Here is a 20,583-nt window from a genome sequence, read left to right on the forward strand (position 1 = left end):
CCCCTAAACTCGCCCGGGCGCCGTGCGACTCCGCCAATTTGTTGGCGGGATACCCGGGGTGCTTCCTTCCCCCACCCCATAATCGCAACCGCCGCGACTCCGGGCCCCCACCCGGAGTCGCGCCGTTTCCGTGTCCAGGACAAAACCTAGGCGAACCCGCGGCCGGCCTCGGCCAGGGTCTCGCTGACCAGGTCCCACAGATTCGTGCCCGGCGGCTTGTCGAGCCAGATGTGCAGCGCGACCCGCAGCGACGCGAGAAACGCGGCCGAGGTCATCTTTACCCGTACGCTGCCCGGGTCGTCCCCGGAGCGGGCGGCGATCTCGGCCGAGAGGTCGCGCTCGAGCGCCGCGAACGTCTGCACCTGCGCCGACACGAGCGCGGGCTGGGCGCGTACGAGACGGCTCTGCGCGACCCAGTGCGGGTCGAGATCGCCCAGTTTGAGATAGAACTGCCGAGCCGCGGCGGTGAGCGCCGCCCACGTCGTCTCGTCCGCCGGACGCGCCCGCACCTGCTCGATCAGCATGCTGATGCGCTGGTGCTCGCCGTACAGCAGCGCCTCTTCCTTGCTGCCGAAGTAGTTCGAGAACGTACGCCGCGAGACGCCGGCCTCGTCGGCGACCGCCTCGACCGTGACCCGGTCGAAGCCGTGCTCGATGGCCAGCCGCATCGCCGCGGCGTGCAGGGCCTGCCGGGTCGCGGCCTTCTTACGCTCGCGCAGCCCGGGCTCGGCGGTCGTGCTCATGAGTCTTCGGCGACTGTCGTGCTCATGACATGAGGGTACCGAGGTGTGATTCCCTTCTCAATGAGAAAACTTGCGCAATAGGCAAGCTTTCTAGATAGTTGTATGAAGCAATCACTTCCTCTGTCAGAGAGGCGGCTGCGCGATGAGCGCCACCACCGTCGGCACCCGCCCGGGCGCCATGTCCCACCGCCAGATCATGGAGGCGCTTTCCGGCCTCCTGCTGGTGCTGTTCGTCGCGATGGCCAGCTCGACCATCGTCTCCACCGCACTGCCCAAGATCATCGGCGCTCTCGAGGGCAGCCAGACCCAGTACACCTGGGTCGTCACCGCGACCCTGCTGACCGCCACCGCCTCCACCCCCATCTGGGGCAAGCTGGCCGACCTCTACAGCAAGAAGCTGCTGGTCCAGATCGCGATCGTGGTGTTCGTCCTCGGCTCCGTCGTGGCCGGCTTCGCGCAGACGGCCGGCCAGCTGATCGCCGCCCGCGCGTTCCAGGGCCTCGGCATGGGCGGCGTGCAGGCGCTGGTGCAGGTGGCGATCGCCGCGATGATCCCGCCCCGCGAGCGCGGGCGCTACAACGGCTACCTCGGCGGCGTCATGGCCCTGGCCACGGTCGGCGGCCCGCTGCTGGGCGGTCTGATCGTCGACACCGACTGGCTCGGCTGGCGCTGGTGCTTCTTCATCGGCGCGCCGATCGCCGCCGTCGCCCTGGTCGTCCTGCAGAAGACGCTCAACCTCGAGGTCATCCGCCGGGCCAACGTGAAGATCGACTACCTCGGCGCCGGACTGATCGCCGCGGGCGTCAGCATCCTGCTCGTCTGGGTCTCGTTCGTCGACAGCAACTTCGGCTGGATCTCGTGGCAGACCGGCGCCATGGTCGGCGCGGGCCTGGTGCTGCTGGCCGCGGCCATCTGGGTCGAGACCCGGGTCGCCGAGCCGGTCGTTCCGCTCGAGATCGTGAAGCAGCGCGGCACCGCCCTCTCGATCATCGCGAGCCTCTCGGTCGGCATGGCGATGTTCGGCGGCGCGGTCTTCCTCGGGCAGTACTTCCAGATCGGGCGTGGCTACAGCCCGACCGAGGCCGGCCTGCTCACGATCCCGATGATGGCCGGCATCCTGGTCTCGTCGACGGTCTCCGGCCGCATGATCACCAAGAGCGGCCGCATCAAGCCGTACATCGTCACCGGAACGATCGTGCTGGTCGTCGGTTTCGCCATGCTCTCCTTCCTCGACCACGAGACCCCGCTCTGGTACGTCGGTGTGGCGATGGCCCTGGTCGGTGCGGGCGTGGGCATGTCGATGCAGAACCTGGTGCTCTCGGTGCAGAACACGGTCTCGCTCAAGGACATCGGCGCCGCCAGCTCGACGGTGGCCTTCTTCCGGTCGCTCGGCGGCACGATCGGCGTCTCGGTGCTCGGCGCGGTGCTGGCCCGCCGGGTCAGCGGCCAGATCACCCACGACCTGGCCAGCGCCGGTGTGCCGGCCGGCAGCACGAGCGGCGGCAGCACGCTCAACCTGGCCGCCCTGCCCGACTCGATCCAGCACATCGTGCGGGCCGCCTACGGCGACGCGACCGGGCACATCTTCCTGATCAGCGCGGCGGTCGCGGTGGTCGGCGTGGTGGCCGCGCTGCTCATGCGGCCGACCACGCTCCGCTCGACCGTCGACGTGACGCCGGCCGGCCAGCCGATTAACGAAGAGGCGCAGGTGCCCGCACTTTCCCGCTGACAACGATTCTCCGGCCCCGCTCGCCTTTGGCGGGCGCCGCCGTGTTACGCCCGTAACCTTCTGTGGCGACATTGCTCACGTCTGTTACCATAGGATCCCTGGTTCACCGAGCGCTAACCTCTGGAAGCAGAGCGCTGATCATGGCGGAATTCCTCAACCGCCGGGCCGCGCTGTCGATCAGTGGCCCAGAAGCGAAAGGGGGTTGGCCACGTGGATCACGACCGGGAAGTGCTCGACGCTGAGAGGTTGCACGCTGCCCTCCTCGAGCTGGAAGACGAGATCCACTGGGATGCCGACCCCACCTTCGAACTGGCCCAGCGCTACGAGCGTCAGGCTCGCCTGCTCGGTGACGAGCTGCTCGTGGCCCGGGCCCGGCTCTGCCAGATCAACATGCGGATGCGCGCCGGCGATGTCGCCGACGCCGCGCAGCGCATGTGGCAGATCCACCAGTGGGCCGTCGACCACGGCGCCCAGCAGCTGACCGCCCGCATCCACCTGATCTGGGCCGCCGTCCACCGCCACCTGGGCGATGCCGCGCAGAGCCTCGACCACGCGGTCCGCAGCGTCGAGCTGCTCGACGACACCGCCACCGGGTTCATGCAGATCTGGCACCGCGCCAAGCTGGCCGACTCGCTGGCCTTCGCCGGCTCGATGGAACCCGCCCGCGAGCGGTTCGCCCAGGCCGAGCGTCTCACGGTCGAGCTCAACCGGCCCTTCCTGCTGCTCTACGTGCTCAACAACTACGCCTACTCGGAGCACGCGGCCGGCAACTTCGCCCTGGCCGCCCAGGTCGCCATCCGGCTGCGGGCGCTCGCCGAGAAGCACGGCTTCGAGCTCGACGCCACGGTGCTCGACACCATCGGCGCGATCGAGATGAGCAACGGGCACTACGCCGAGGCCGAGCGGACCATGCAGGCCTCCATCGAGAAATACCGGTCGATGCGCCGGCACGACGCCGACGCGATGCCCGAATATCTGCTCAACCTGGCCCGGGCGCAGCGCGCGCTCGGGGCGTACGAGCGGGCCCAGGCCAGCCTGGACGAGTCGCGCCGGCTCTGCGCCGACCGCGAGCTCGGCCACTTCCTCGTGCAGACCCACCAGGAGCAGGCCGAGTTGCACGCCGCCCGGGGCGAGTTCGCCGAGGCGTACGAGGCTCACAAGGTCTTCTTCGCGGCCTTCAACCGTCTGCAGTCCAGCCAGCGTGAGGCGCAGGCCCGCACCCGGCAGGCGCTGTTCGAGACGGCCGAGGCCCGGCAGGAGGCGGAGCGTTTCCGCGAGCAGGCCCGGCGCGACCCGCTGACCGGCCTGCGCAACCGTCGCTACCTCGACGAACAGCTCCCTCGACTGATCGACACCGACTCCGACCTCACCGTCGCCATCGTCGACCTCGACCACTTCAAGCGGATCAACGACCAGCTCTCGCACGACGTCGGCGACCAGGTGCTGGTGCAGGTGGCCAAGCTCCTCGAGACGGAACTGGCGGTCGTCTCCCCCGAGGGGTTCGTCGCCCGGATGGGTGGCGAGGAGTTCCTGATGGTGCTGCCCGGCTGCCCCTCGTCGCGGGCCGGCCACGAGGTCGACGGCATCCGTCAGGCCGTGCGCGGCTACGACTGGGACGGCCTCACCCGCGGGCTGCCGGTCACCATCAGCATCGGTGTGGCCGGAACGAGCGAGGCCGAATCCCGTACGCAGGCCGCCCTGCTGTCCACAGCCGACCGCAACCTGTACGCCGCGAAGCACGGCGGCCGCGACCGGGTGATCTGCGGAGTGCCCGGTCCGGATCGGGCACGTTCGTACCGAGATCGGGCCTCCGCGGCCTGAGCTGCGCCTTTACCCCGGCCGAGGTCACTCGCGAATTTCGTCGTCCGCGACCGCTACGCTTTATCGACTGACGGACAGTCGGCCTGTGCGGGGTCGGGCGAGGAGGCGGACGCGTGGACGAGTTCCCCCGGGCAGCCGAGGTCGCGCCGCCCGGCGTCAACATCAACGTGCCGCACTCGGCCCGCATCTACGACTACTGGCTCGGCGGCAAGGACAACTTCGCCGTCGACCGGGCCGTCGGCGAGGCAATGATCAAGGCGATTCCGAGCATGCGCTACATGGCCGCCGAGAACCGGAAGTTCGTCCACCGGGCGGCCCACGACCTGGTGCAAAAGGAAGGGATCCGGCAGTTCCTCGACATCGGCACCGGCATCCCCACCCGGCCCAACCTGCACGAGATCGCGCAGCGGATAGCGCCCGAGGCCCGCGTGGTCTATGTGGACAACGACCCGATCGTGCTGGTCCACGCGCGCGCCCTCATGATCAGCACGGAACAGGGCCGCAGCGAGTACATCTCGGCCGACATCCGCGACCCCGAGTCGATCCTGCAGGACAAGGCCCTCCGCAGCACCCTCAACTTCGACGAGCCGGTCGGCCTGACGATGATCGCCATCCTGATGCTGATCGCCGACGACCAGGACCCGTGGTCCAAGGTCGCCGCCCTGCGCGACGCCATGCCGTCGGGCAGCCTGCTCGCGATCACGCACCCGACGGCGGACTTCGCCCCCGACCAGGTCGACGAGGCGGTCGCGGCGGCCACCGACGCCGGCATGACCTTGGTGGCCCGTCCCCGGTCCGACGTGGAACGCTTCTTCGGCGACTGGGAGATGCTGGAGCCCGGTCTGGTGCCGGTCTCGAGCTGGCGTCCCGACAAGCCGGTGGAAAATCCCGAGGCGACCTATTACTGGGCGGGCGTCGCCCGAAAGCCCTGACCTGTTTCACCCCAGCTTCTGCACGCCTTCACACCGCGACGCGGCACGGTCCGACTTCACGCCGCGACGCCCTGGCGGTCCAACTCACGGCGTGACGCGTGCGACCTGGCTCCACGAAACGCTGCGGCTCGCGGTCTGACTCCACGACGCGACGCCTTGTTGTCCGACATCACCGCGCGACGCCCGACGGCCCGGCATCTGCACGTTCAGCTCGTCCAACCGACTTCCCGGCACCGCGCGACGCCCGACGGCCCGGCTTACCGCGCGACGCCCGACGGCCTGGCTTTACCGGGAGGTCTGGCGGTCGGTCTTCATGGGCAGCCCTGCTTGGTTCCGGTCCTGGTCAGGCCCATCCCGGCGCGGGCCTTGCCGGGCCTTACGTCGCTGGTCGCGCGCGTCGTGCCGGGGGACGCGGGAACATCCCGGCGGGCGCGCTATGGCCCGGTGTCGAGACTGGGTCGCGCTGCTGGCCGCGATCGGCCATTACTGCGGTTGTTCGCGGCCACGCCCCGTACGGGATGAATCTGATCCGAAGTATCCGACGATGATCCGAAAGCGACAAATGCCAAACCGGTCGGGCCGCCCAACACGGGGGAATCGGACGACCCGACCGGAGCCTAGGCACTACCAGGGTTTAGAACCCACCCGGCGTGGAATGCACGGCCATACCAGTGACCGTCCACCTGCCGTGCCGGTGACCGTCCACATTGCGGCGACGGTCAGTAATTGCTGCGCGCTCGCGAACAATCACGGTGGGCAACCCGCAATACCGCCGCACATCTTTACTCAAAGTGATCATCGCTGATGTCCCGTCAGCGCTCGGCCGCGATCAATTTCGGGCATCGGGGCCCTCCTCGTCGGGCATCGGCCGGTCGTTGACCGAACGGGCGTTCGGGCGGGACAGCGCGTGCCGGGCACTCCCGAATCGGTGCGAAACACCCTGAGCCCGGGTCGTCGCGGCGGTTACGTCGTCGGTCAACGGGTCGTCCCGGCAAAGGGGCGCCGGGTTGCCCATCCGCAACTCCACCGCGAACGTATCCCCCTGGTCGAAGTGCTCCGGACCAATGTTGGGAACGGTCATCTCGTCACCTCTCGCTCGGACGCCCCCGCCAGGGAGCCTCGCGTCGAGGCCGCGAACACCGTTTCCGCGACCGGTCAGTCACTAAAAGATGTCACCCTAAGTGACACCCACGAGTTTCGTACGTGCGTTATCATGCTCACAATCCCGTGAGTACGCAAGGCCAGATGCACGTGCATTTGCACCAGCTGTAAGCCGACAGTTGCGCACAGGGAGATCATTTGACTCCGGACGATCCCCGACCGGAGGAGAAGCAAGGGAGCATCAACATGCAGTACGCGGTCAACGGCATCCCCGCCGGCCAGTTGGAAGGTGTCACCTGGCAGAAGAGCCGGCGCAGCAACCCCAGCGGCAACTGCGTCGAGGCTGCCCTCCTGCCCAACGGCGAGGTCGCCATGCGCAACTCCCGTGACCCCGAGGGTCCGGCGCTCATCTACACGCGCGCCGAGATCGACGCGTTCCTCGGCGGCGTTCGCGACGGCGACTTCGACAACCTGCTCGGCTGAGCACCCAGCCGGCCCAACCAGAGCGGCGCTGGCCGACAGCGGCCGGCCGCCTCGGGCGCGACGTGCCCATGTCCGCGTCCAGTCCGAGGCTTTTGAGCCATCCGTCCGATCGCGACAGCCACTTGACAGGCGGCGAGACGATGAGGTGGCCGGGTAACGCGACGCTTCGGGCCGCGTACCCCGCAAAGAAATGGGCCTGCCTAGCGGTTCAAGCCAGGCAGGACCCGGGACGGTAATGCGGTTTCGTCCACGGTCGTCGGCAGCGGGCGTGGACGAGCCCTTACCAGCACCCGCCTGTTGCGCAATGCGGACAGGAGAGTGCGCCGAGCGTACCGCCCGTCGGGGCGCGGCTCCATAGAGTCGCGGAAGATCAGGCCGGTCGGCCCACTTCGTGCAGAAGTTTGCCCAAAATCTCCGGCGTGTGGTTCGGCGGCTCGGCGTCGATGCAGACCCGCTCCATCGCCATCGCGTACTGGTCGACGTCCTCGCGCTTGTCCAGATAGATCGCGCTGGTGAGCTGTTCGACGTAGACCACGTCGGGGAGCTCGGGCTCCGGGAAGCGCAGGATCGCGAACGGGCCGCCCGCGGCGGCGTGACCACCGGCGTGGAACGGGATGATCTGCAGCCGTACGTTGGGCTTCTTGGCCGCCTCGATGAGGAACTCGATCTGAGCCTTCATGATGTCGACGCCGCCGATCGGCCGGCGCAGCACCGCCTCGTCAATGACTGCCCACAGCTGCGGTCCCTCGGGACGGTCGAGAATGGCCTGCCGCTGGCGGCGCAACTCGACGCGCTTGTCCATCTCTTCGGGCGTGACGCCGGCATGGCCGAGCATGATGACCGCCCGGGCGTAGTCGGGCGTCTGCAGCAGACCGGGCACGAACTGGATCTCGTACGTCCGGATCAGCGTCGCCGCCGCCTCGAGCCCCAGATAGGACTGGAACCAGCCCGGCATCACATCGCTGAACTGCTGCCACCAGCCCGGGTTGTTGGCCTGGCGGGCCAGCACGAGCAAGGCCTCGCGCTCGTTCGGCTGATTCACGCCGTAAAGGGTCAGGAGGTCGCTGACATCGCGCTCCTTGAAACTGACCCGGCCGAGCTCCATCCGGCTGATTTTCGAGCCCGAGGCCCGAATCTCCCAGCCCGCATCCTCACGGGAAATGCCCCGAGCCTCACGCAGCCTGCGGAGCTGGGTCCCGAGCAGAATGCGCAGAACGGTGGGGCCACCGGTCGGCGCCTCCTCCTGCTGCGTACCCGCGCTCACCTGGCTCCTCGTCGTCGCTCTCTAGGGGCTGCCGGCCGCAGTCCCACAGCATCCTAAGGGGGAGATCGTCCTCAGTGAAACAGAACGAACGCCTGACCGGGCGTCTGCCCGCTGCGGATGCACGTGCATCCGGCCTTGCGAACGCCTTAGTACGCGAGCATGATAGCTGACAGACACGCACCGCCTGCTGACACAGCGTGGTGGAAAGTTCGGCTTCTCGGCCGACACGCAAGCCTCGGTGGCGTTCCCCCGCCACCCGGACGACCGAGTCCCGAGATCTTGGAGGGTCATCTCGATGTCCACGGCACCGACGTCCGCCCCGACCACTGCCCCGCCCCAACGCGACCCGGCGGACGTAGCGCCCGCCGACAGCTACCACCCGTCCGACCGCGTCTGGGTCTACCGCGACGGCTGGCGTGCCGGAGTAATCGAAGCAGCTTCCCCCCGCGCAGTCACTGTCACTTACCGCCCCGGCGCCCACCTCGGCACCGGGGTCGACACGTTTACCGCCCCCTACGTGACCGCTCGCTCGGGTGAGGACCCGGCCGTCGACCGGCGTCACCTCGGCCGCGGCGTCTACACGCCCTCAGGGCTTCCGGTTCGGGGTTCCGCGGCATGACCGGCGCGGTCACCGTCGCGGCCGTTGTGGGCCTTCTGAGCCTGTTGGCCGGCGTTGCCCTGGGGTGGCACCTGCGGCGCACGAACGATTGGTGCCCCTCCTGCGGCGACCAGATGGGTTGCGCCGCCTGCGGCGGAGAGACGACGTGGCACGAGGGCGCGGCCACCGCGCGCACTGCGCCCTGACGGTCGTCCAGCCGTCGGCCCGGGATTATCCCGGGCCTTTGTCGTTTTTTACTCCGCTTTGACGGAACCCTTCTGCAATGCCGCCGCTCCCCTAAGTGACTTCAGAGAATAGGCACCGTGGGTGCAATATTCGACGCACATTGATGCCGTTTCTCCGACCCTCTACTTTGGCCACTCTTCGTGTATGAGAGGAGGCCTTCCGCGGGTGCGACGTCGCCGAAAGAGGGACACTCGCCCGGAGGACTCTGCCTGCCTCTTGTCGAGATAAATCGGTACAAGACTTACTTGGGTAGTTTGCCGGTGGGCGCCAATAAGTTGGAGCTTGCCCTTAGGTGCCGTTGCGGGTTATCCCTCCGCAATGGTGGGTATTCAGGCTCGCGTCGAGCGGTCCGGCAGGCGGAGGTGGCTCTTGTGCTCGATCCCCAGGAGAAGGCTGCGTTCGACGGCCTGGTCACCCACCTGCGCACCGTCGACCCGAGGTTCTGCCGACGTGTCGACAGGTTGAGCAGGCCCAAGCCACACCTCTACACAGCAGCGGCGGTAGCCCTGTGGCTGCTCGCGCCGCTGTGCATCGTCTTCGGCGGCTGGACGGGCCTCCTGTTCGCGGTCATCTGTTCCGCGTACGGGTTCCGCCTCTACCGCAAGCGCAACGGCCGGACCCCTCAGCCCGAGTGGTGGGTGGCGCGCCGGCGGGTCCCCTGACTCAACTCACCGCCAGGTTTCGCCGGTCAGCCGCTCGTAGACCTCGACGTACCGGTTGCGGGTGGCCTCGACGACCTCATCCGGAATCTCGGGCCCCGGCGCCGTACGGTCCCAGTCGGTCAGCGACGACGACCAGTCCCGCAGGAACTGCTTGTCGAGATAGCGCGGCGTGCCACCCGGCTTCCATTCGTCGGCCGCCCAGAATCGCGACGAATCCGGCGTCAGCAGTTCGTCCCCGAGCTTCAACGTCCCATCCTGCGCGAACCCGAGCTCAATCTTCGTGTCCGCGATGATGATGCCCTTGGCCTTGGCCACTTCCTGCCCACGCCGATAAACCTCAAGCGTGACCCGCTTCAACTCCGCCGCGAGCTCCCCGCCCTCCTTCGCGACGACATCGGCGTAGGTCATGAACTCGTCATGCCCCTCACCCGGAGGCACCTTGGTAGTCGGCGTGAAGATGGGCTCCGGCAGCTCCGAGGCTTCGATCAGCCCCGCCGGCAGCTCAACCCCGGAAACGGCCCCGTCGCGCTCATATTCTTTGAGCCCCGACCCGGCCAGATAACCCCGGGCGATGCACTCCACCATGACCATCTCGAGCCGCTCACACCGAACCGCCCGGCCGGCCCACTCCTGCGGCACATCGGTGCTCGACACGATGTGGTTGGGGGCGACGTCGCTCAGCTGCTCGAACCACCAGAGCGAAAGCTGGGTCAGAATCTTGCCCTTGTCCGGGATGGGCGTGGGAAGCACCACGTCATAGATCGAGACCCGGTCCGACGCGACAAGCAGGATGTCCCGCCCGTCCGCGTAAACCTCACGAACCTTCCCCGAGTGCAACAGCTCCACGTGCTCCCCCAACCTCATGCCACGTCAACCGGGTTCACGCTATCCGACTGGATTGCCCGGGCGGCACGCTGCATGAGGCGCGGCACAACCGGTGCAAGGTGGGGCGGAGACGCTCGAACGCATGTTTGGGCGTGACGCTGCGTCCTTTCGGCGACATGCCGGCTACCAGGGACGACGAGCCTGCTGCGGCCGGCTAATGTATCGCCATGGCGCGGACCTTCCAAGTTGTCGATCTCTTCGCGGGATGCGGCGGCATCACGTCGGGATTCCACCGAACCGGTCGATACCAGACAGTCGGCGCCGTCGAGATCGACACGGCCGCGGCGACCACATATGCCGAGAACTTCGGCAAGGAGATCGTCCACCACGGAAGCATCACGGACTGGGCGGTCGACGAACGGGCCGCCTCAGCCGATGTCATCGTTGGTGGACCGCCGTGCCAGGGCTTCTCCAACCTCGGCGCCAAACGGGCCGACGACCCTCGCAATCAGCTATGGCGCGAATACATGCGTGTGCTCGAGACGATCCAGCCCATGGCGTTCGTCATCGAGAACGTCGACCGTTTTCTGAAAAGCGACGAGTTCGCCCAACTTCACGACGAATCGGAGGGCGGCCGGCTCAAGCAGTACGTGCTCAAGCCGGCATTGGTCAACGCCGCGCATTTCGGCGCCGCTCAGCTCCGACGCCGCGCCATCGTGATCGGCACCCATCGTGATCTCGAGAAGCCGATCGACGTTCCCCTCGGTGATCTGGACCGCGACGAGTGGACGACGGTGGAGGACCGCCTCGCCGACATCGAGCCGCATGTCGACCCGGGTCATCAAACCTTTCCGGACGGGTTCGTCTCACACCTCGGAGTGCGCGTGCCCGGCGCGTTCCGGAGCAGCGAACTGCACGTGACGCGGGACTATCGGCGATTGTCGCTGGACCGGTTCGAGTGGATTCCGCCGGGAGGAAATCGCTTCGACCTTCCCGAGCATTTGAAAAGCCCGTGCTGGATCAAGCACACCACCGGCTCGGGCGATGTCATGGGTCGACTCCACTGGGACCGGCCCTCGGTCACCATTCGGACCGAGTTCTTCAAGCCGGAGAAGGGGCGGTATTTGCACCCCGAGCAGCCTCGTGCCATCACTCACTACGAGGCAGCACGGCTGCAGGGTTTCGACCGCGACTTCCGGTGGTGCGGCACCAAGATCGACATTGCGCGCCAGATCGGCAACGCGGTGCCGGTCGAGCTGGCCGAGGCGCTCGGATCGCACCTCGCTCAGAGCCTCGACGAGCGCCTTTGACGAGTCAGCCGGGGCCACGCACCACCGTCGCGATGCGGTTGGCGGCCTCGATCGGGTCCTCGTGCTCCCAGATCCGCACGACCCGCCAACCCAGGGCGGTCAGGTGTTCGGTGGTAGCCCTGTCGCGCTCCTGATTCTTGGTCAGCTTCTGCGCCCACCATGCTGAGTTGGCGCTGGGACTGGTCGCGTGAATCGGGCACACATGCCAGAAACAGCCGTCGACGAAGACGGCCACCCGCCTCTTGGTGAATGCGATGTCGCTGGTGCGCCGGGGCATGCCGGGGATCGGCAGGTTCACCCGGAATCGAAGGCCCATGGCGTACAGGAGGCGACGGATCGCCACCTCGGGTTGGGTGTCCCGCCGCCGCTGCCGGCTCATCCGACCGGAAACGCCTTCCGAACTGGGAATCGGACGTAACTTCTCCGGCATGGCGGACACCGTACCCGTCATCTGACGCCGGAACCCGCTCCGAGTCGATGGACACTCTCGGCGCAAAGCTCCCGACACAATTCGCCCAACTGCGCGGTGGTGAGCGCCCTCGCATCGACGAACGCCAGATACCGACGGAGCCGCTTTGTCACGTCACGGATGATCTCCCGGCGTCCCACGGAAGGCGGAACGGCGACCACAGCCGCCGCGATCGCCGTCGCCAGACGCGAGTCACCGCCGATGATCCGTCGTTCCAGGAGCTGATTGAGGTCGCTCTCGGTGAGAGCGGCCAGCACTTCGCTGTGGCCGGCGAAGACCACCGCCTGCCACCAGAGTCGAGCCCAGGTGTGCCTCGTGAGGTCGCTCGCGATCCACCGTTCCTTGTTGTCGACGCCGAAGCGCCATTTGGTGACCTCCGGCAGGGCGACCAACGAGGTGAAAGACCACAGGCCCCGATTGCCCGCGTCGGCCCAACTCAAGTCCATGTGTTCGCGGAGGATCGGCGCCACGGCACGGTCGAAGGCGACCCGGGCCTCCGCGTTCGCCGCGGCGGGACAGCCCCATTGCTGGGCCGTGTCCGTGACCGCGCTGATCATCGTTTGGACCTGCCGCCGGGATACTCGTGCTCCGACCGGGGCCCAGAGCTGGTCGGGATGAGCTGTCTCACCGGCCGGTTCACGACCGGCTTCCAACTCGGCGAACAACGAAATCGCCACCACATCGGGGATGTGCGGCCAAAGGATCGTCATTGGAACGTGCGTCCCCTTCCCAACTCGCGAACGGCGCCTGCGAGTCGTGTGCGGAAGCCCGGAATGTCCTGGGCGGCCGTGGGAGCGGCCATGTCGAGCCCCGATGCGTCGATCATCCGGCTCAGCACGTCGCCGACAGTGTCCGACGGCCACTCCTCGCGCTCCGCCAACTCCTCCCGCACGCCGGCTGCGATCTCCAGCAGCAGCATGGCGACACCGGACTCGAGTTCGTCCAACAGCGCCTGCTGACGCTTGTCCTTCGCCCCGCGGGCAACGGCAGCGCTCAACTCCCGGTCGCGCGTGTTGACCAGCACGCGGAACACCCCGTAGAAGGGCGCGAGAAGCTCGGTGCTGCTTTCGAGGTGCCAACTCGCGGTGGGTGACAGCCTCGTCCCGGCGAAGTCCAACTCGTGCACCGGGAACATGGAGGATCTGCTTTCCAGCACCACCTGCTGGATGTGGTCCACCAGAACGGATCCGGGAACGGCCGCCACGCCGGGACGCTGAACCGCCGGCCGCCGAGCCAGACAGAGGGCGCTGCGCAGTGTCAACGTCCCGGAGATACGTTCGCCGCTCAGTTGAGCGTCGATCACTGCGACACCGTCGGCCCCGAAGGTCACCGGCATTCCGGCGTCGGTCATACCGGTCGAGGAACTCGTCCAGGAGCACGAGACGACCACATCAGTGGGATTGATTCCGGTCTCGTGAAGCAGCCGATTCAGGTCGATCCGAACACGTCGGGCCAGCCGGAGGTCGGTGCCCGGGTCCCAGCCGTCGATCTCGTCCGGCAGAGCGAGCCAACCGTCACCGTCGGACTCGATGAGCCACGGTTCCCAGGTCACCGTGTCGGGGAGCGGAACCAGGTAAGGCTTGACATCAGCCGGCATCGTTCACCACCTGGCTGACCTTGAATCGCACAACCGCGTCGGGAACGTGCGTGGCGAACACGTACCAGTCGGTTGCCGTGCCCGCGGAGAGCTGGATGGCCGGTCCGTTGATCACGGCTCCGTCAGCGATGGACTGCCATTGCAGGACCTGAGGCACCGATGCTCCGGCCGGGGGATCGCCTTCCTTGCCGCCGCCCTCGACGACGACCTCCGCCTCCGCCGTGACGACACGCTGTGAGTTCGATGCCGGCACATGCACCGTGACGACGAGGAACGGCCGGTCGTCGTGGAAGCGAAGCATCGGTGAGCCCGACAGTCGCGGGGCGCCGCCTCGTTTCCCGCGCCCGCTTGTCCCGCCCGCGCCGCCGAATCCTCCGCCGCCTGTGCCGCCACCACCACCGCCGTTCTTCGTGGTCCCTGAGCCGCCGCCCCCGCCGTCGGACTGAGGGCTCCGAGCGGGGACCAGGTTGGCCAGACGCGAAGCGAATTGACCGAGCCCCTGACCGCCTGCTCCCCCTGCCTGTGCCCCGAGTCCGAACCGCTCGTCGATCTGCTTCAGCACGAAGCCGCGCGCGCCCTGAACGACTCCTCTCGCCGCGCCGGTCAGGCCCTTGACGACCCAGTCGTCGTGCGTCGGCGGCTCCGAGGATGCGAAGAGTTGATCCGCGTCCTCGGAAGCCCGGAACACGCCGCCGTACCCGAACCTGGCGTCCGGATGGGGCGATCCCGGCAGATAGTCCACGACCAATTCGGCTACCCGCATGCGAGCGACGTGGTTGCACGGCCCCTCGAAGGGACGAGCGGAGGTCACGATGAGTCGGGAACTCACGCTGTCGGCCGGGCAGATCGACAAAGAGAGAGCGCCGGCGTTCTTGGGGTTGACCGTTCGGGTGTACGCCGTACCTCGACCTGCTCGGATGGCCTGTAGTGCCTCGACGAACGGCTCCAAGTCCTCGAACGTCTCCGGGGCAGGCACCTGGACCCGGGATCCGTCCACGCCGACGAAGAACCGCATGTGCAGGCCGTTTGCGTCGGGAACCATCTTCGGCCACAAATTCCACAGCACGGCTGAGGTCAGGTAGGTCGCGGCCTCCTGCGGACTGCGTTCACGCGCGTCCTGGTCGGTGCCGGTGACGCCCAGATCCGCGTCGAGCACGACGATGTCGGTGCCGGTGCGCCCGTCGGCGAACCCCGGGAGGCCAAGGGAACGGGAGAGGGCGTGAGCGTCCGGGCCGAGCAGCGGATCCGGTACGTCGTCGCCTCCGACCATGCCCCACCAGTGGCGACCCGTGAAGCGACGATCACCACCGTAATAGCTGTGTCCGAGGGCCGCGCCCATCAGCCTGTGCGGCGAGGGTCCGCCGGTGTTGGTCTCGACGAGGATGGCGCCGGCACGGCTGATCCGATAGAAGATCCCTTTGCCGAAGCCATAGGTACCGCCACCGAATTCGTGGTCGCTCGGCTCGCCGACGTTCCGGAGGAACTGCACGAAGTCGGCTGTTTCGTCGTCTCCCGCCTTGACGCCCGCGCGAAGCGGACCACCGAGTCCCACCGTGTTCCGGTCGGAGATGATCAAAGCCACCGCTCCAGGACGGAGCGCCCGGTCGAGGTCGACGTTGGACGCCTCGGCCGGACCGGGCAGCAGCACACGGCGCCAGGAGTCGGCCTCCTCCGCCCGCATCACCCGTACGTCGATCTCGAAGTCGACCACCGAGTCCGGCAGATGGGCGTCCCAGCTGTTCTGCGCCGCCTCACGCACGAGGACGGCAAGGGGATCCAGTGACGGTCGGCCGAGTTGTTTGACGATTCCCTCGGCGGCCGCCGAACCTTCCGGCGCGAACGGTTGCGACCACCAACGAACGGTCATCGAACCATCTCCGAGGCGATGTCGCTCAACGATGCGCCCTGCGCGTGCGGGAGCAGCGCGGCCAACTCGACTTCGTATCGCACGTCGGTGATGCCCTCGGGGATCGCGCCGTCCGGAAGGGTCGAGGCGACGATGCGGGGGACCGATTCATCCACCCGAACGCGCAACACCTCTTCGACGGCGAACGTATCGGGATCCGGCCTCTGCGGATCGGCCTGCCAGTTGGCGGCCGCGAGTCGCGAACGGAACACTTGCCGGGATGCGCCCTGTTTCTCGATCTGGGTCACCAACTCACCCACCGAGAGGCCGTCGGGGTCTTCGACCACACGCAGAAGAACGAGATCAAGCGTCCGGCCGTCGTGGGTGTCGAGCTGACCGAGCCCGTGAATGTTGATCGTTTCGGCGTCGGCTCCGAGCGCCTTCACCTCGATGCAGCCGCCGGGGGCCTCGAAGTCGTGCGGCTCCTTGAGCGGACCACGCCACTCCTCGACCGGGAATCGCCGATCCGCCTCGAGCAGCTCGCTCAGGACGGCGAGCTCCCCGAACAAGCCGATCTTGGCCGCACGCGACATCTCCCGAACCAGGAGGTTGCGGAACAGCTTTCGCCAGCGGGCGACGATCCGAACAGCGGTCGAGGCCGGCCTGTCGGCGTTGTCGACCTCCCGCAACACATCCCGCAGCACCTCGTCGAACTCGCCGTACAGATCGGGCTCGAGGCAGGAGACGTCGACGTAGTCGACCTGGGCGCCGCCGAAGGAGAGCCGGCGCAGTGCCGTGCCGAGGACGGCGGGACGATCGTCGACCGGGATCCCTTCACCCAGCGACGGAACGAGCAGGTGGCGCACTCCGGCACGATCGAGGGCGGCCCGGCAGGGTTCTCCGTCGAACGAGACCTCGAGCGGGAACGACTCGAACTCCTTCGTGATGGGCACACTGAGCACCGCCCAGGCCCGTTCGAGCTCGGTCGGCTCGAAACCGGTCATGCGATTTCCTCGGTGTCGACGTCCAGCACCTCGTCGAGGTTCACGCTCTCGACGTCGGAGAGGTCGACGGCCACGTGGCTCGCCTGAACGGTCTTGGTCGTCACGTCACCGGGGAAGGTGATGCCCATCCCGACAACGGGGGCCACGGCGTCGAGGGCCTGCCGCTTGTTCGTCGTCGCCTTTGCCACCTTCGCGGGATCCGGCTCGCTGAGCTGATCGATCAGATAGACGACGAGGAGTCCACGGTCGTGATTGATCGGGTCACGGTTTCTGACGCCGACCAACTCGCCCTCGCTCATCGCCCGGGCCTCGGCGACGGTGAGGTTGAGGTCCAGAGCCCGGTCCTGCTTGCTCATGAGGGTCTTGATGTCGGCGCGTTCCGACTTCGTATCAGGAAGGAGCCGGGAACGAACCGCGTACTTGACATCGAGTCCGCCGAGCTGGACGTCCTCGCCCTCACCGATGACCACGGCGACCGACCAGCTCGTCAGGCTCGGCTTGTCGTCCGAAAGCCGGCCGTCGATGTATTTGATCATCATCTTCCGGTCCAGGTCCGAGGAGTCCTCGTGAACCTGGTACTGCTCGAGGAAATTCTTGACCACCGAGACCGGCACGTCCCGTACGAGCCGGCAGGTCGTGAGCGAGGAATCGGTGTCGAGCCGCCCGTGCAACACCGCATCCTGCACGAGGGCCTCGGCCGCTTGGCGGTTCCGGTCGAGCCACTCGCTGTCGCGGTGCCGGAAGTAACGCGTTTGGAGACGCCGACCGGCGTACGAGATGTAGGCCGGCTGTGCCCCACCCATCTTCGCGGTGATCCGAAGCGCCGGATGTGTTCGGATTCGGACGGCCACCTGGGTCGGCGTGAGGTTCTCCCGCTGGTAACGATCAATGTCGTCGCGCATCTCGTACTCAACGGTGGCGAGGTGCCGGAACGAGTCTGACAGGCTCGGCGTCATCCAGATCCGCGGAAGGTCTTCGTATCCGGTCCGGTAGCCGAACCAGCGCCCCATCTGCAGCAGAGTGTCGTACGCGGTCGCGCCTCGGATGAAGAAGCTGACGACGAGCCCCTCCAGCGTCAGCCCACGGGACAACGTGTTGCCGCCGACCGCGATCGCCACCACCGAGGGCTCCGAATAATCCAGGCGGTCCTGGCTGCGGTAGTTGTCCAGGACGATCTTGGTGTCGCTGATGACGTCGGCCAAGTGGGTTGCGACTTCGTCGAAGGAATTCTGGGTGCGTCCGAAGTCCTCGGCGGGCACCTTGGCCGATTCCTGCTCCCAGAGCTTGCGCCACGGATCCAGATGGCCCGAGACGAGGGCGGCCAAGGCCTTCTTACGCAGGTACTCCAGAGGATCTCGGTAACTCTCGTGCACGGCGATCTTCACGGAGGTGTGGATCAACATGGTGCTGTGGCCGATGTCCCGGCGGGCCCGGCGAGCCGCCGTCGCGAGCCAGAACCAATGGACCGCGGCGACGAGTTCGTCGGTCATCGTCGGCGTGAACCCGTCGGCCGACTCCTTACCGCCGGGGCGGAGGAGGGGAACGTCGTCCTCCGGAACCGTACGGACCATGTCGTAGCCGTCCGGCGGGCCGTCGCCCTCCTCCCCGCTCTCCCACTCGACGGCGTAGCGGCCGAAGATCTTTTCGGGACCGAAGTACCCCTCCGGGCGCGGCAGGTTGAGGATGAACGACTTGGGATAGAGATCGTCCGGCGTTGTCGGGTCGATGAAGACGTTGGCGAACGGCGTCGCGGTGTAGCCGACGTAGGTGCATTTCGGCATGAGAGCCAGCAGTTTGCGGATCAGCGGGTTGATCCGGCCGGTCGCCACGGAGGCCTGGTCCGCCTCGTCGTCGATCACCAGGACGGGCGCCGATTCGAGTGCCTTGCGTCCCGTCGACGTGTCCAGCCAGTTCACGAGCTTCTTGAGAACCGCGGCGTTCTTCTTGACGACCAGAAGCAGGGGCTTGTCGGGATTGAGCACCGCTCCCGCGTTCTCGGGCGGAATCGTGAAGTCCCGACTCTCGGTGGTCTTCGTGACCCATCGATCCGGATTCAGGTCCTTGAGGTATTCGTCGAGCCGCACCTGCGTCTGCCGCCGAAGTCCGTTGTGAATGCCCGAGAGCACGATGACGAGCCGGTATTGCACGTCGGCCAGCTTGGCCACGACCGCGGTGAAGTTCGTGGTCTTGCCGCTCTGCACGTACCCGACAACGAGGCCCTTGGAGTCCCACTTCGTCTTGTCGGGTCGCGGTGTGTGCGCCACCACGGTGCTCGACGCTCTGTCGACAGATTCGATGCGCTCGGCCGGCCATTCCTCGTCGATGAACCGAGTCCTCAGCGCGTGCCAGAACCGGTCCGCTTCGACGGGTCCGCTGTACCAGTCCTCGGAGCCGGCCGTGATGATGGCAGGACCGCCGGACTGCACCTTCTCCTTGTCGGCCAGGAATTGCTTCGAGAACTTCTCGACAAGGTCGTCGTCCAGCGATCCGGCGAAGCTGTCGACAGCCGCCTCGAGACCATGTCTCCTGGCCCAATCGGCGAAGACCTTGTACAGGTTCACTCGTTGCTCCTCTGATCGCACCCAGGGTGCAACTTAGCTGAGCACGCCCGAGACGGAACCCAGCTTCGGTGGATCGGTCGTCCCACTCTTGTCTCCGAACGTCCAGATCGGGATAGGACGAACAGCTCCGAAACAGCTCGTGTATGCGGCTTCGTCGTCGCCGTCACCGGTCGGCCCGGACGCCCGAAACACTGCCCCTGCCGTGAGACGCGGCAGGGGCAGATCAGGCCTGTGGAAGAGGTCCGAACTGCTGAACCCCGACCGCGGTCATCAACGCGGTGAATAGGCCGCCAACTTGTTGTCCTGCACGGAATAGAGCCACCCGCCGGTGACCACGGAAGAGCCACCGAGGCTGCGGTTCACCACCGCTCCCGACGACGCCGACAGGATCGGGCCGCCGGTATAGAGGAGGCCGCCGGCTCGTACGGGCTGTCGGGGAACCGTCGGCAGTGTGCGGGTCCACACGACGCGGCCGTCGCGGATGTCGAGGGCTGAGACCGTGCGATTTGCCGCTCGGTAGATTCGGCGGCCGTCTGTGGCCAGCAATTTGCTCTGCTGACCGGGGCCGATCCACAGCACGGCTCCCGAAGCGGCGTCGATGAGGCGTAGCGCGGTTTCGTCGGTCACGAGGAACCGCGTGGGGGTGGCGCTTTCGGCGTACAGGGAAACGGGTTTGGTCCAGATGACGGCGCCGGACGTGACCGACACCGCCGATGTTGAGCGGCCCTTGGTCAGCAGGATTCGGCCGGCCGATGAGGCGCTCGAGCTTTCGTAGCCGCGTTTACGCCACACCTCGCGCCCGTCGGAAGCGCGATAAGCCGCGGTGACGGCCTCGTCGGACTCCGATTCGCCTGAGACGACCACCATTCCGCGGTCGACGACGAAAGAGCTCACCGGCGGGTCCAGGTCGTGCCGCCACTTCACTCGGCCGGAGGCCAGATCGAGGCCCACCAGGCGTCCGTCGGGGTCGCTGGCCGAGTTGCAGCCGCCGCTGCCGAGGATGAGCACGCCGCCGGACACGGCCATGGACGGGGTCAGCGAGTCGCCGGGATCGTCCCAGTTGAAGGTCCAGGCGAGGCGCCCGGTCACCGCCTTGTACGACGAAATGCCCCTTTCGTCGGTGGCGATGACCGAGCCGCCGGCCACCACCGGAGCCGACGGGCCGCCGCACGAGGGTTGCTCCCTTCGCAGGGCGACCGACCATCGCCGGGCGAGTTTGCCGACCGTGCCGGCGTTGATTTTCGACTCGCCCGGGTTGTAGTAGCTGTCTTCGGCGTCGTAGCCCGCGTGTTCCCAGGCCGGGCCGGCCGCCTGCGCGGGGGCGGGGACACCAAGAGCCACGATCAAGACCGAGGCCACCGTACGCGCACCAAAGCGCCTCAAAAGCCCGAA

17 protein-coding genes are annotated in these 20,583 nt (G+C 67.2%); 6 read left to right on the top strand and 11 right to left on the bottom strand.

The window, feature by feature from the left end; translation table 11 throughout:
* Positions 1 to 146 precede the first annotated feature (146 nt).
* Positions 147 to 743, bottom strand: coding sequence for a TetR family transcriptional regulator (locus tag ACZ3I4_RS40360; RefSeq protein ID WP_465387392.1), 597 nt, complete (start codon positions 741 to 743; stop codon positions 147 to 149).
* Positions 744 to 885: 142 nt separating this feature from the next.
* On the opposite strand from ACZ3I4_RS40360, the gene ACZ3I4_RS40365 reads away from it, so the two are divergent.
* The 3 genes from ACZ3I4_RS40365 to ACZ3I4_RS40375 all read left to right on the top strand — a co-directional run bounded on the left by ACZ3I4_RS40365 (position 886) and on the right by ACZ3I4_RS40375 (position 5,225).
* Positions 886 to 2,472, top strand: a complete 1,587-nt coding sequence (locus ACZ3I4_RS40365; protein WP_465387393.1) for an MDR family MFS transporter — start codon at positions 886 to 888, stop codon at positions 2,470 to 2,472.
* 210 nt (positions 2,473 to 2,682) lie between these two features.
* Positions 2,683 to 4,293, top strand: a complete 1,611-nt coding sequence (locus ACZ3I4_RS40370; protein WP_465387394.1) for a tetratricopeptide repeat-containing diguanylate cyclase — start codon at positions 2,683 to 2,685, stop codon at positions 4,291 to 4,293.
* 113 nt (positions 4,294 to 4,406) lie between these two features.
* Complete coding sequence (locus ACZ3I4_RS40375) at positions 4,407 to 5,225, top strand: SAM-dependent methyltransferase (protein WP_465387395.1); 819 nt, start codon at positions 4,407 to 4,409, stop codon at positions 5,223 to 5,225.
* 829 nt (positions 5,226 to 6,054) lie between these two features.
* Here the strand turns inward: ACZ3I4_RS40375 and ACZ3I4_RS40380 are convergent.
* Positions 6,055 to 6,306: a hypothetical protein gene (locus ACZ3I4_RS40380; protein WP_465387396.1), complete on the bottom strand. Its 252-nt coding sequence runs from the start codon at positions 6,304 to 6,306 to the stop codon at positions 6,055 to 6,057.
* 266 nt (positions 6,307 to 6,572) lie between these two features.
* Between ACZ3I4_RS40380 and ACZ3I4_RS40385 the strand changes: the two genes are divergently transcribed.
* Complete coding sequence (locus ACZ3I4_RS40385) at positions 6,573 to 6,809, top strand: DUF397 domain-containing protein (protein WP_465387487.1); 237 nt, start codon at positions 6,573 to 6,575, stop codon at positions 6,807 to 6,809.
* 370 nt (positions 6,810 to 7,179) lie between these two features.
* Here ACZ3I4_RS40385 and ACZ3I4_RS40390 read toward each other — a convergent pair whose 3' ends face one another.
* A complete protein-coding gene (locus ACZ3I4_RS40390; RefSeq protein WP_465387397.1) occupies positions 7,180 to 8,073 on the bottom strand; it encodes a helix-turn-helix domain-containing protein in 894 nt (297 codons plus the stop codon).
* Between the two features lie 1,215 nt (positions 8,074 to 9,288).
* On the opposite strand from ACZ3I4_RS40390, the gene ACZ3I4_RS40395 reads away from it, so the two are divergent.
* A complete protein-coding gene (locus ACZ3I4_RS40395; protein ID WP_465387398.1) occupies positions 9,289 to 9,579 on the top strand; it encodes a DUF3040 domain-containing protein in 291 nt (96 codons plus the stop codon).
* Between the two features lie 6 nt (positions 9,580 to 9,585).
* Here ACZ3I4_RS40395 and ACZ3I4_RS40400 read toward each other — a convergent pair whose 3' ends face one another.
* The gene (locus ACZ3I4_RS40400; protein WP_465387399.1) at positions 9,586 to 10,425 is read right to left on the bottom strand and encodes a phosphoribosylaminoimidazolesuccinocarboxamide synthase; all 840 of its coding nucleotides are present in this window, start codon (positions 10,423 to 10,425) and stop codon (positions 9,586 to 9,588) included.
* A gap of 206 nt (positions 10,426 to 10,631) precedes the next feature.
* On the opposite strand from ACZ3I4_RS40400, the gene ACZ3I4_RS40405 reads away from it, so the two are divergent.
* Positions 10,632 to 11,714, top strand: a complete 1,083-nt coding sequence (locus ACZ3I4_RS40405; protein ID WP_465387400.1) for a DNA cytosine methyltransferase — start codon at positions 10,632 to 10,634, stop codon at positions 11,712 to 11,714.
* A gap of 4 nt (positions 11,715 to 11,718) precedes the next feature.
* Here the strand turns inward: ACZ3I4_RS40405 and ACZ3I4_RS40410 are convergent, their stop codons facing one another.
* The 7 genes from ACZ3I4_RS40410 to ACZ3I4_RS40440 form a co-directional block, all read right to left on the bottom strand.
* Positions 11,719 to 12,165, bottom strand: coding sequence for a very short patch repair endonuclease (locus ACZ3I4_RS40410; protein WP_465387401.1), 447 nt, complete (start codon positions 12,163 to 12,165; stop codon positions 11,719 to 11,721).
* Positions 12,162 to 12,893, bottom strand: coding sequence for a DUF6339 family protein (locus ACZ3I4_RS40415; protein WP_465387402.1), 732 nt, complete (start codon positions 12,891 to 12,893; stop codon positions 12,162 to 12,164). Before ACZ3I4_RS40415 ends, ACZ3I4_RS40410 begins: the two co-directional genes overlap by 4 nt.
* On the bottom strand, positions 12,890 to 13,780 hold the full coding sequence (locus ACZ3I4_RS40420) for a hypothetical protein (protein ID WP_465387403.1): 891 nt from the start codon (positions 13,778 to 13,780) through the stop codon (positions 12,890 to 12,892). Before ACZ3I4_RS40420 ends, ACZ3I4_RS40415 begins: the two co-directional genes overlap by 4 nt.
* A complete protein-coding gene (locus tag ACZ3I4_RS40425) occupies positions 13,770 to 15,647 on the bottom strand; it encodes a hypothetical protein (protein ID WP_465387404.1) in 1,878 nt (625 codons plus the stop codon). Before ACZ3I4_RS40425 ends, ACZ3I4_RS40420 begins: the two co-directional genes overlap by 11 nt.
* Positions 15,644 to 16,630 carry a PD-(D/E)XK motif protein gene (locus ACZ3I4_RS40430; protein WP_465387405.1) on the bottom strand — a complete coding sequence of 329 codons (987 nt, stop codon included), beginning with the start codon at positions 16,628 to 16,630 and terminating at the stop codon, positions 15,644 to 15,646. The genes ACZ3I4_RS40425 and ACZ3I4_RS40430 overlap by 4 nt, the downstream gene beginning before the upstream one ends.
* Positions 16,627 to 19,191, bottom strand: coding sequence for a Z1 domain-containing protein (locus ACZ3I4_RS40435; protein WP_465387406.1), 2,565 nt, complete (start codon positions 19,189 to 19,191; stop codon positions 16,627 to 16,629). Before ACZ3I4_RS40435 ends, ACZ3I4_RS40430 begins: the two co-directional genes overlap by 4 nt.
* A gap of 270 nt (positions 19,192 to 19,461) precedes the next feature.
* Complete coding sequence (locus tag ACZ3I4_RS40440; protein ID WP_465387407.1) at positions 19,462 to 20,532, bottom strand: outer membrane protein assembly factor BamB family protein; 1,071 nt, start codon at positions 20,530 to 20,532, stop codon at positions 19,462 to 19,464.
* Positions 20,533 to 20,583 lie beyond the last annotated feature (51 nt).

Source organism: Actinoplanes sp. NPDC021490, from assembly GCF_055562135.1.

Bases quoted from the DNA above. Each gene is read 5' to 3' on its own strand.
- ACZ3I4_RS40360 (WP_465387392.1), bottom strand. From the start codon at position 743: ATGAGCACGACCGCCGAGCCCGGGCTGCGCGAGCGTAAGAAGGCCGCG.
- ACZ3I4_RS40365 (WP_465387393.1), top strand. From the start codon at position 886: ATGAGCGCCACCACCGTCGGCACCCGCCCGGGCGCCATGTCCCACCGC.
- ACZ3I4_RS40380 (WP_465387396.1), bottom strand. From the start codon at position 6,306: ATGACCGTTCCCAACATTGGTCCGGAGCACTTCGACCAGGGGGATACG.
- ACZ3I4_RS40385 (WP_465387487.1), top strand. From the start codon at position 6,573: ATGCAGTACGCGGTCAACGGCATCCCCGCCGGCCAGTTGGAAGGTGTC.
- ACZ3I4_RS40405 (WP_465387400.1), top strand. From the start codon at position 10,632: ATGGCGCGGACCTTCCAAGTTGTCGATCTCTTCGCGGGATGCGGCGGC.
- ACZ3I4_RS40410 (WP_465387401.1), bottom strand. From the start codon at position 12,165: ATGACGGGTACGGTGTCCGCCATGCCGGAGAAGTTACGTCCGATTCCC.
- ACZ3I4_RS40415 (WP_465387402.1), bottom strand. From the start codon at position 12,893: ATGACGATCCTTTGGCCGCACATCCCCGATGTGGTGGCGATTTCGTTG.
- ACZ3I4_RS40420 (WP_465387403.1), bottom strand. From the start codon at position 13,780: ATGCCGGCTGATGTCAAGCCTTACCTGGTTCCGCTCCCCGACACGGTG.
- ACZ3I4_RS40425 (WP_465387404.1), bottom strand. From the start codon at position 15,647: ATGACCGTTCGTTGGTGGTCGCAACCGTTCGCGCCGGAAGGTTCGGCG.
- ACZ3I4_RS40430 (WP_465387405.1), bottom strand. From the start codon at position 16,630: ATGACCGGTTTCGAGCCGACCGAGCTCGAACGGGCCTGGGCGGTGCTC.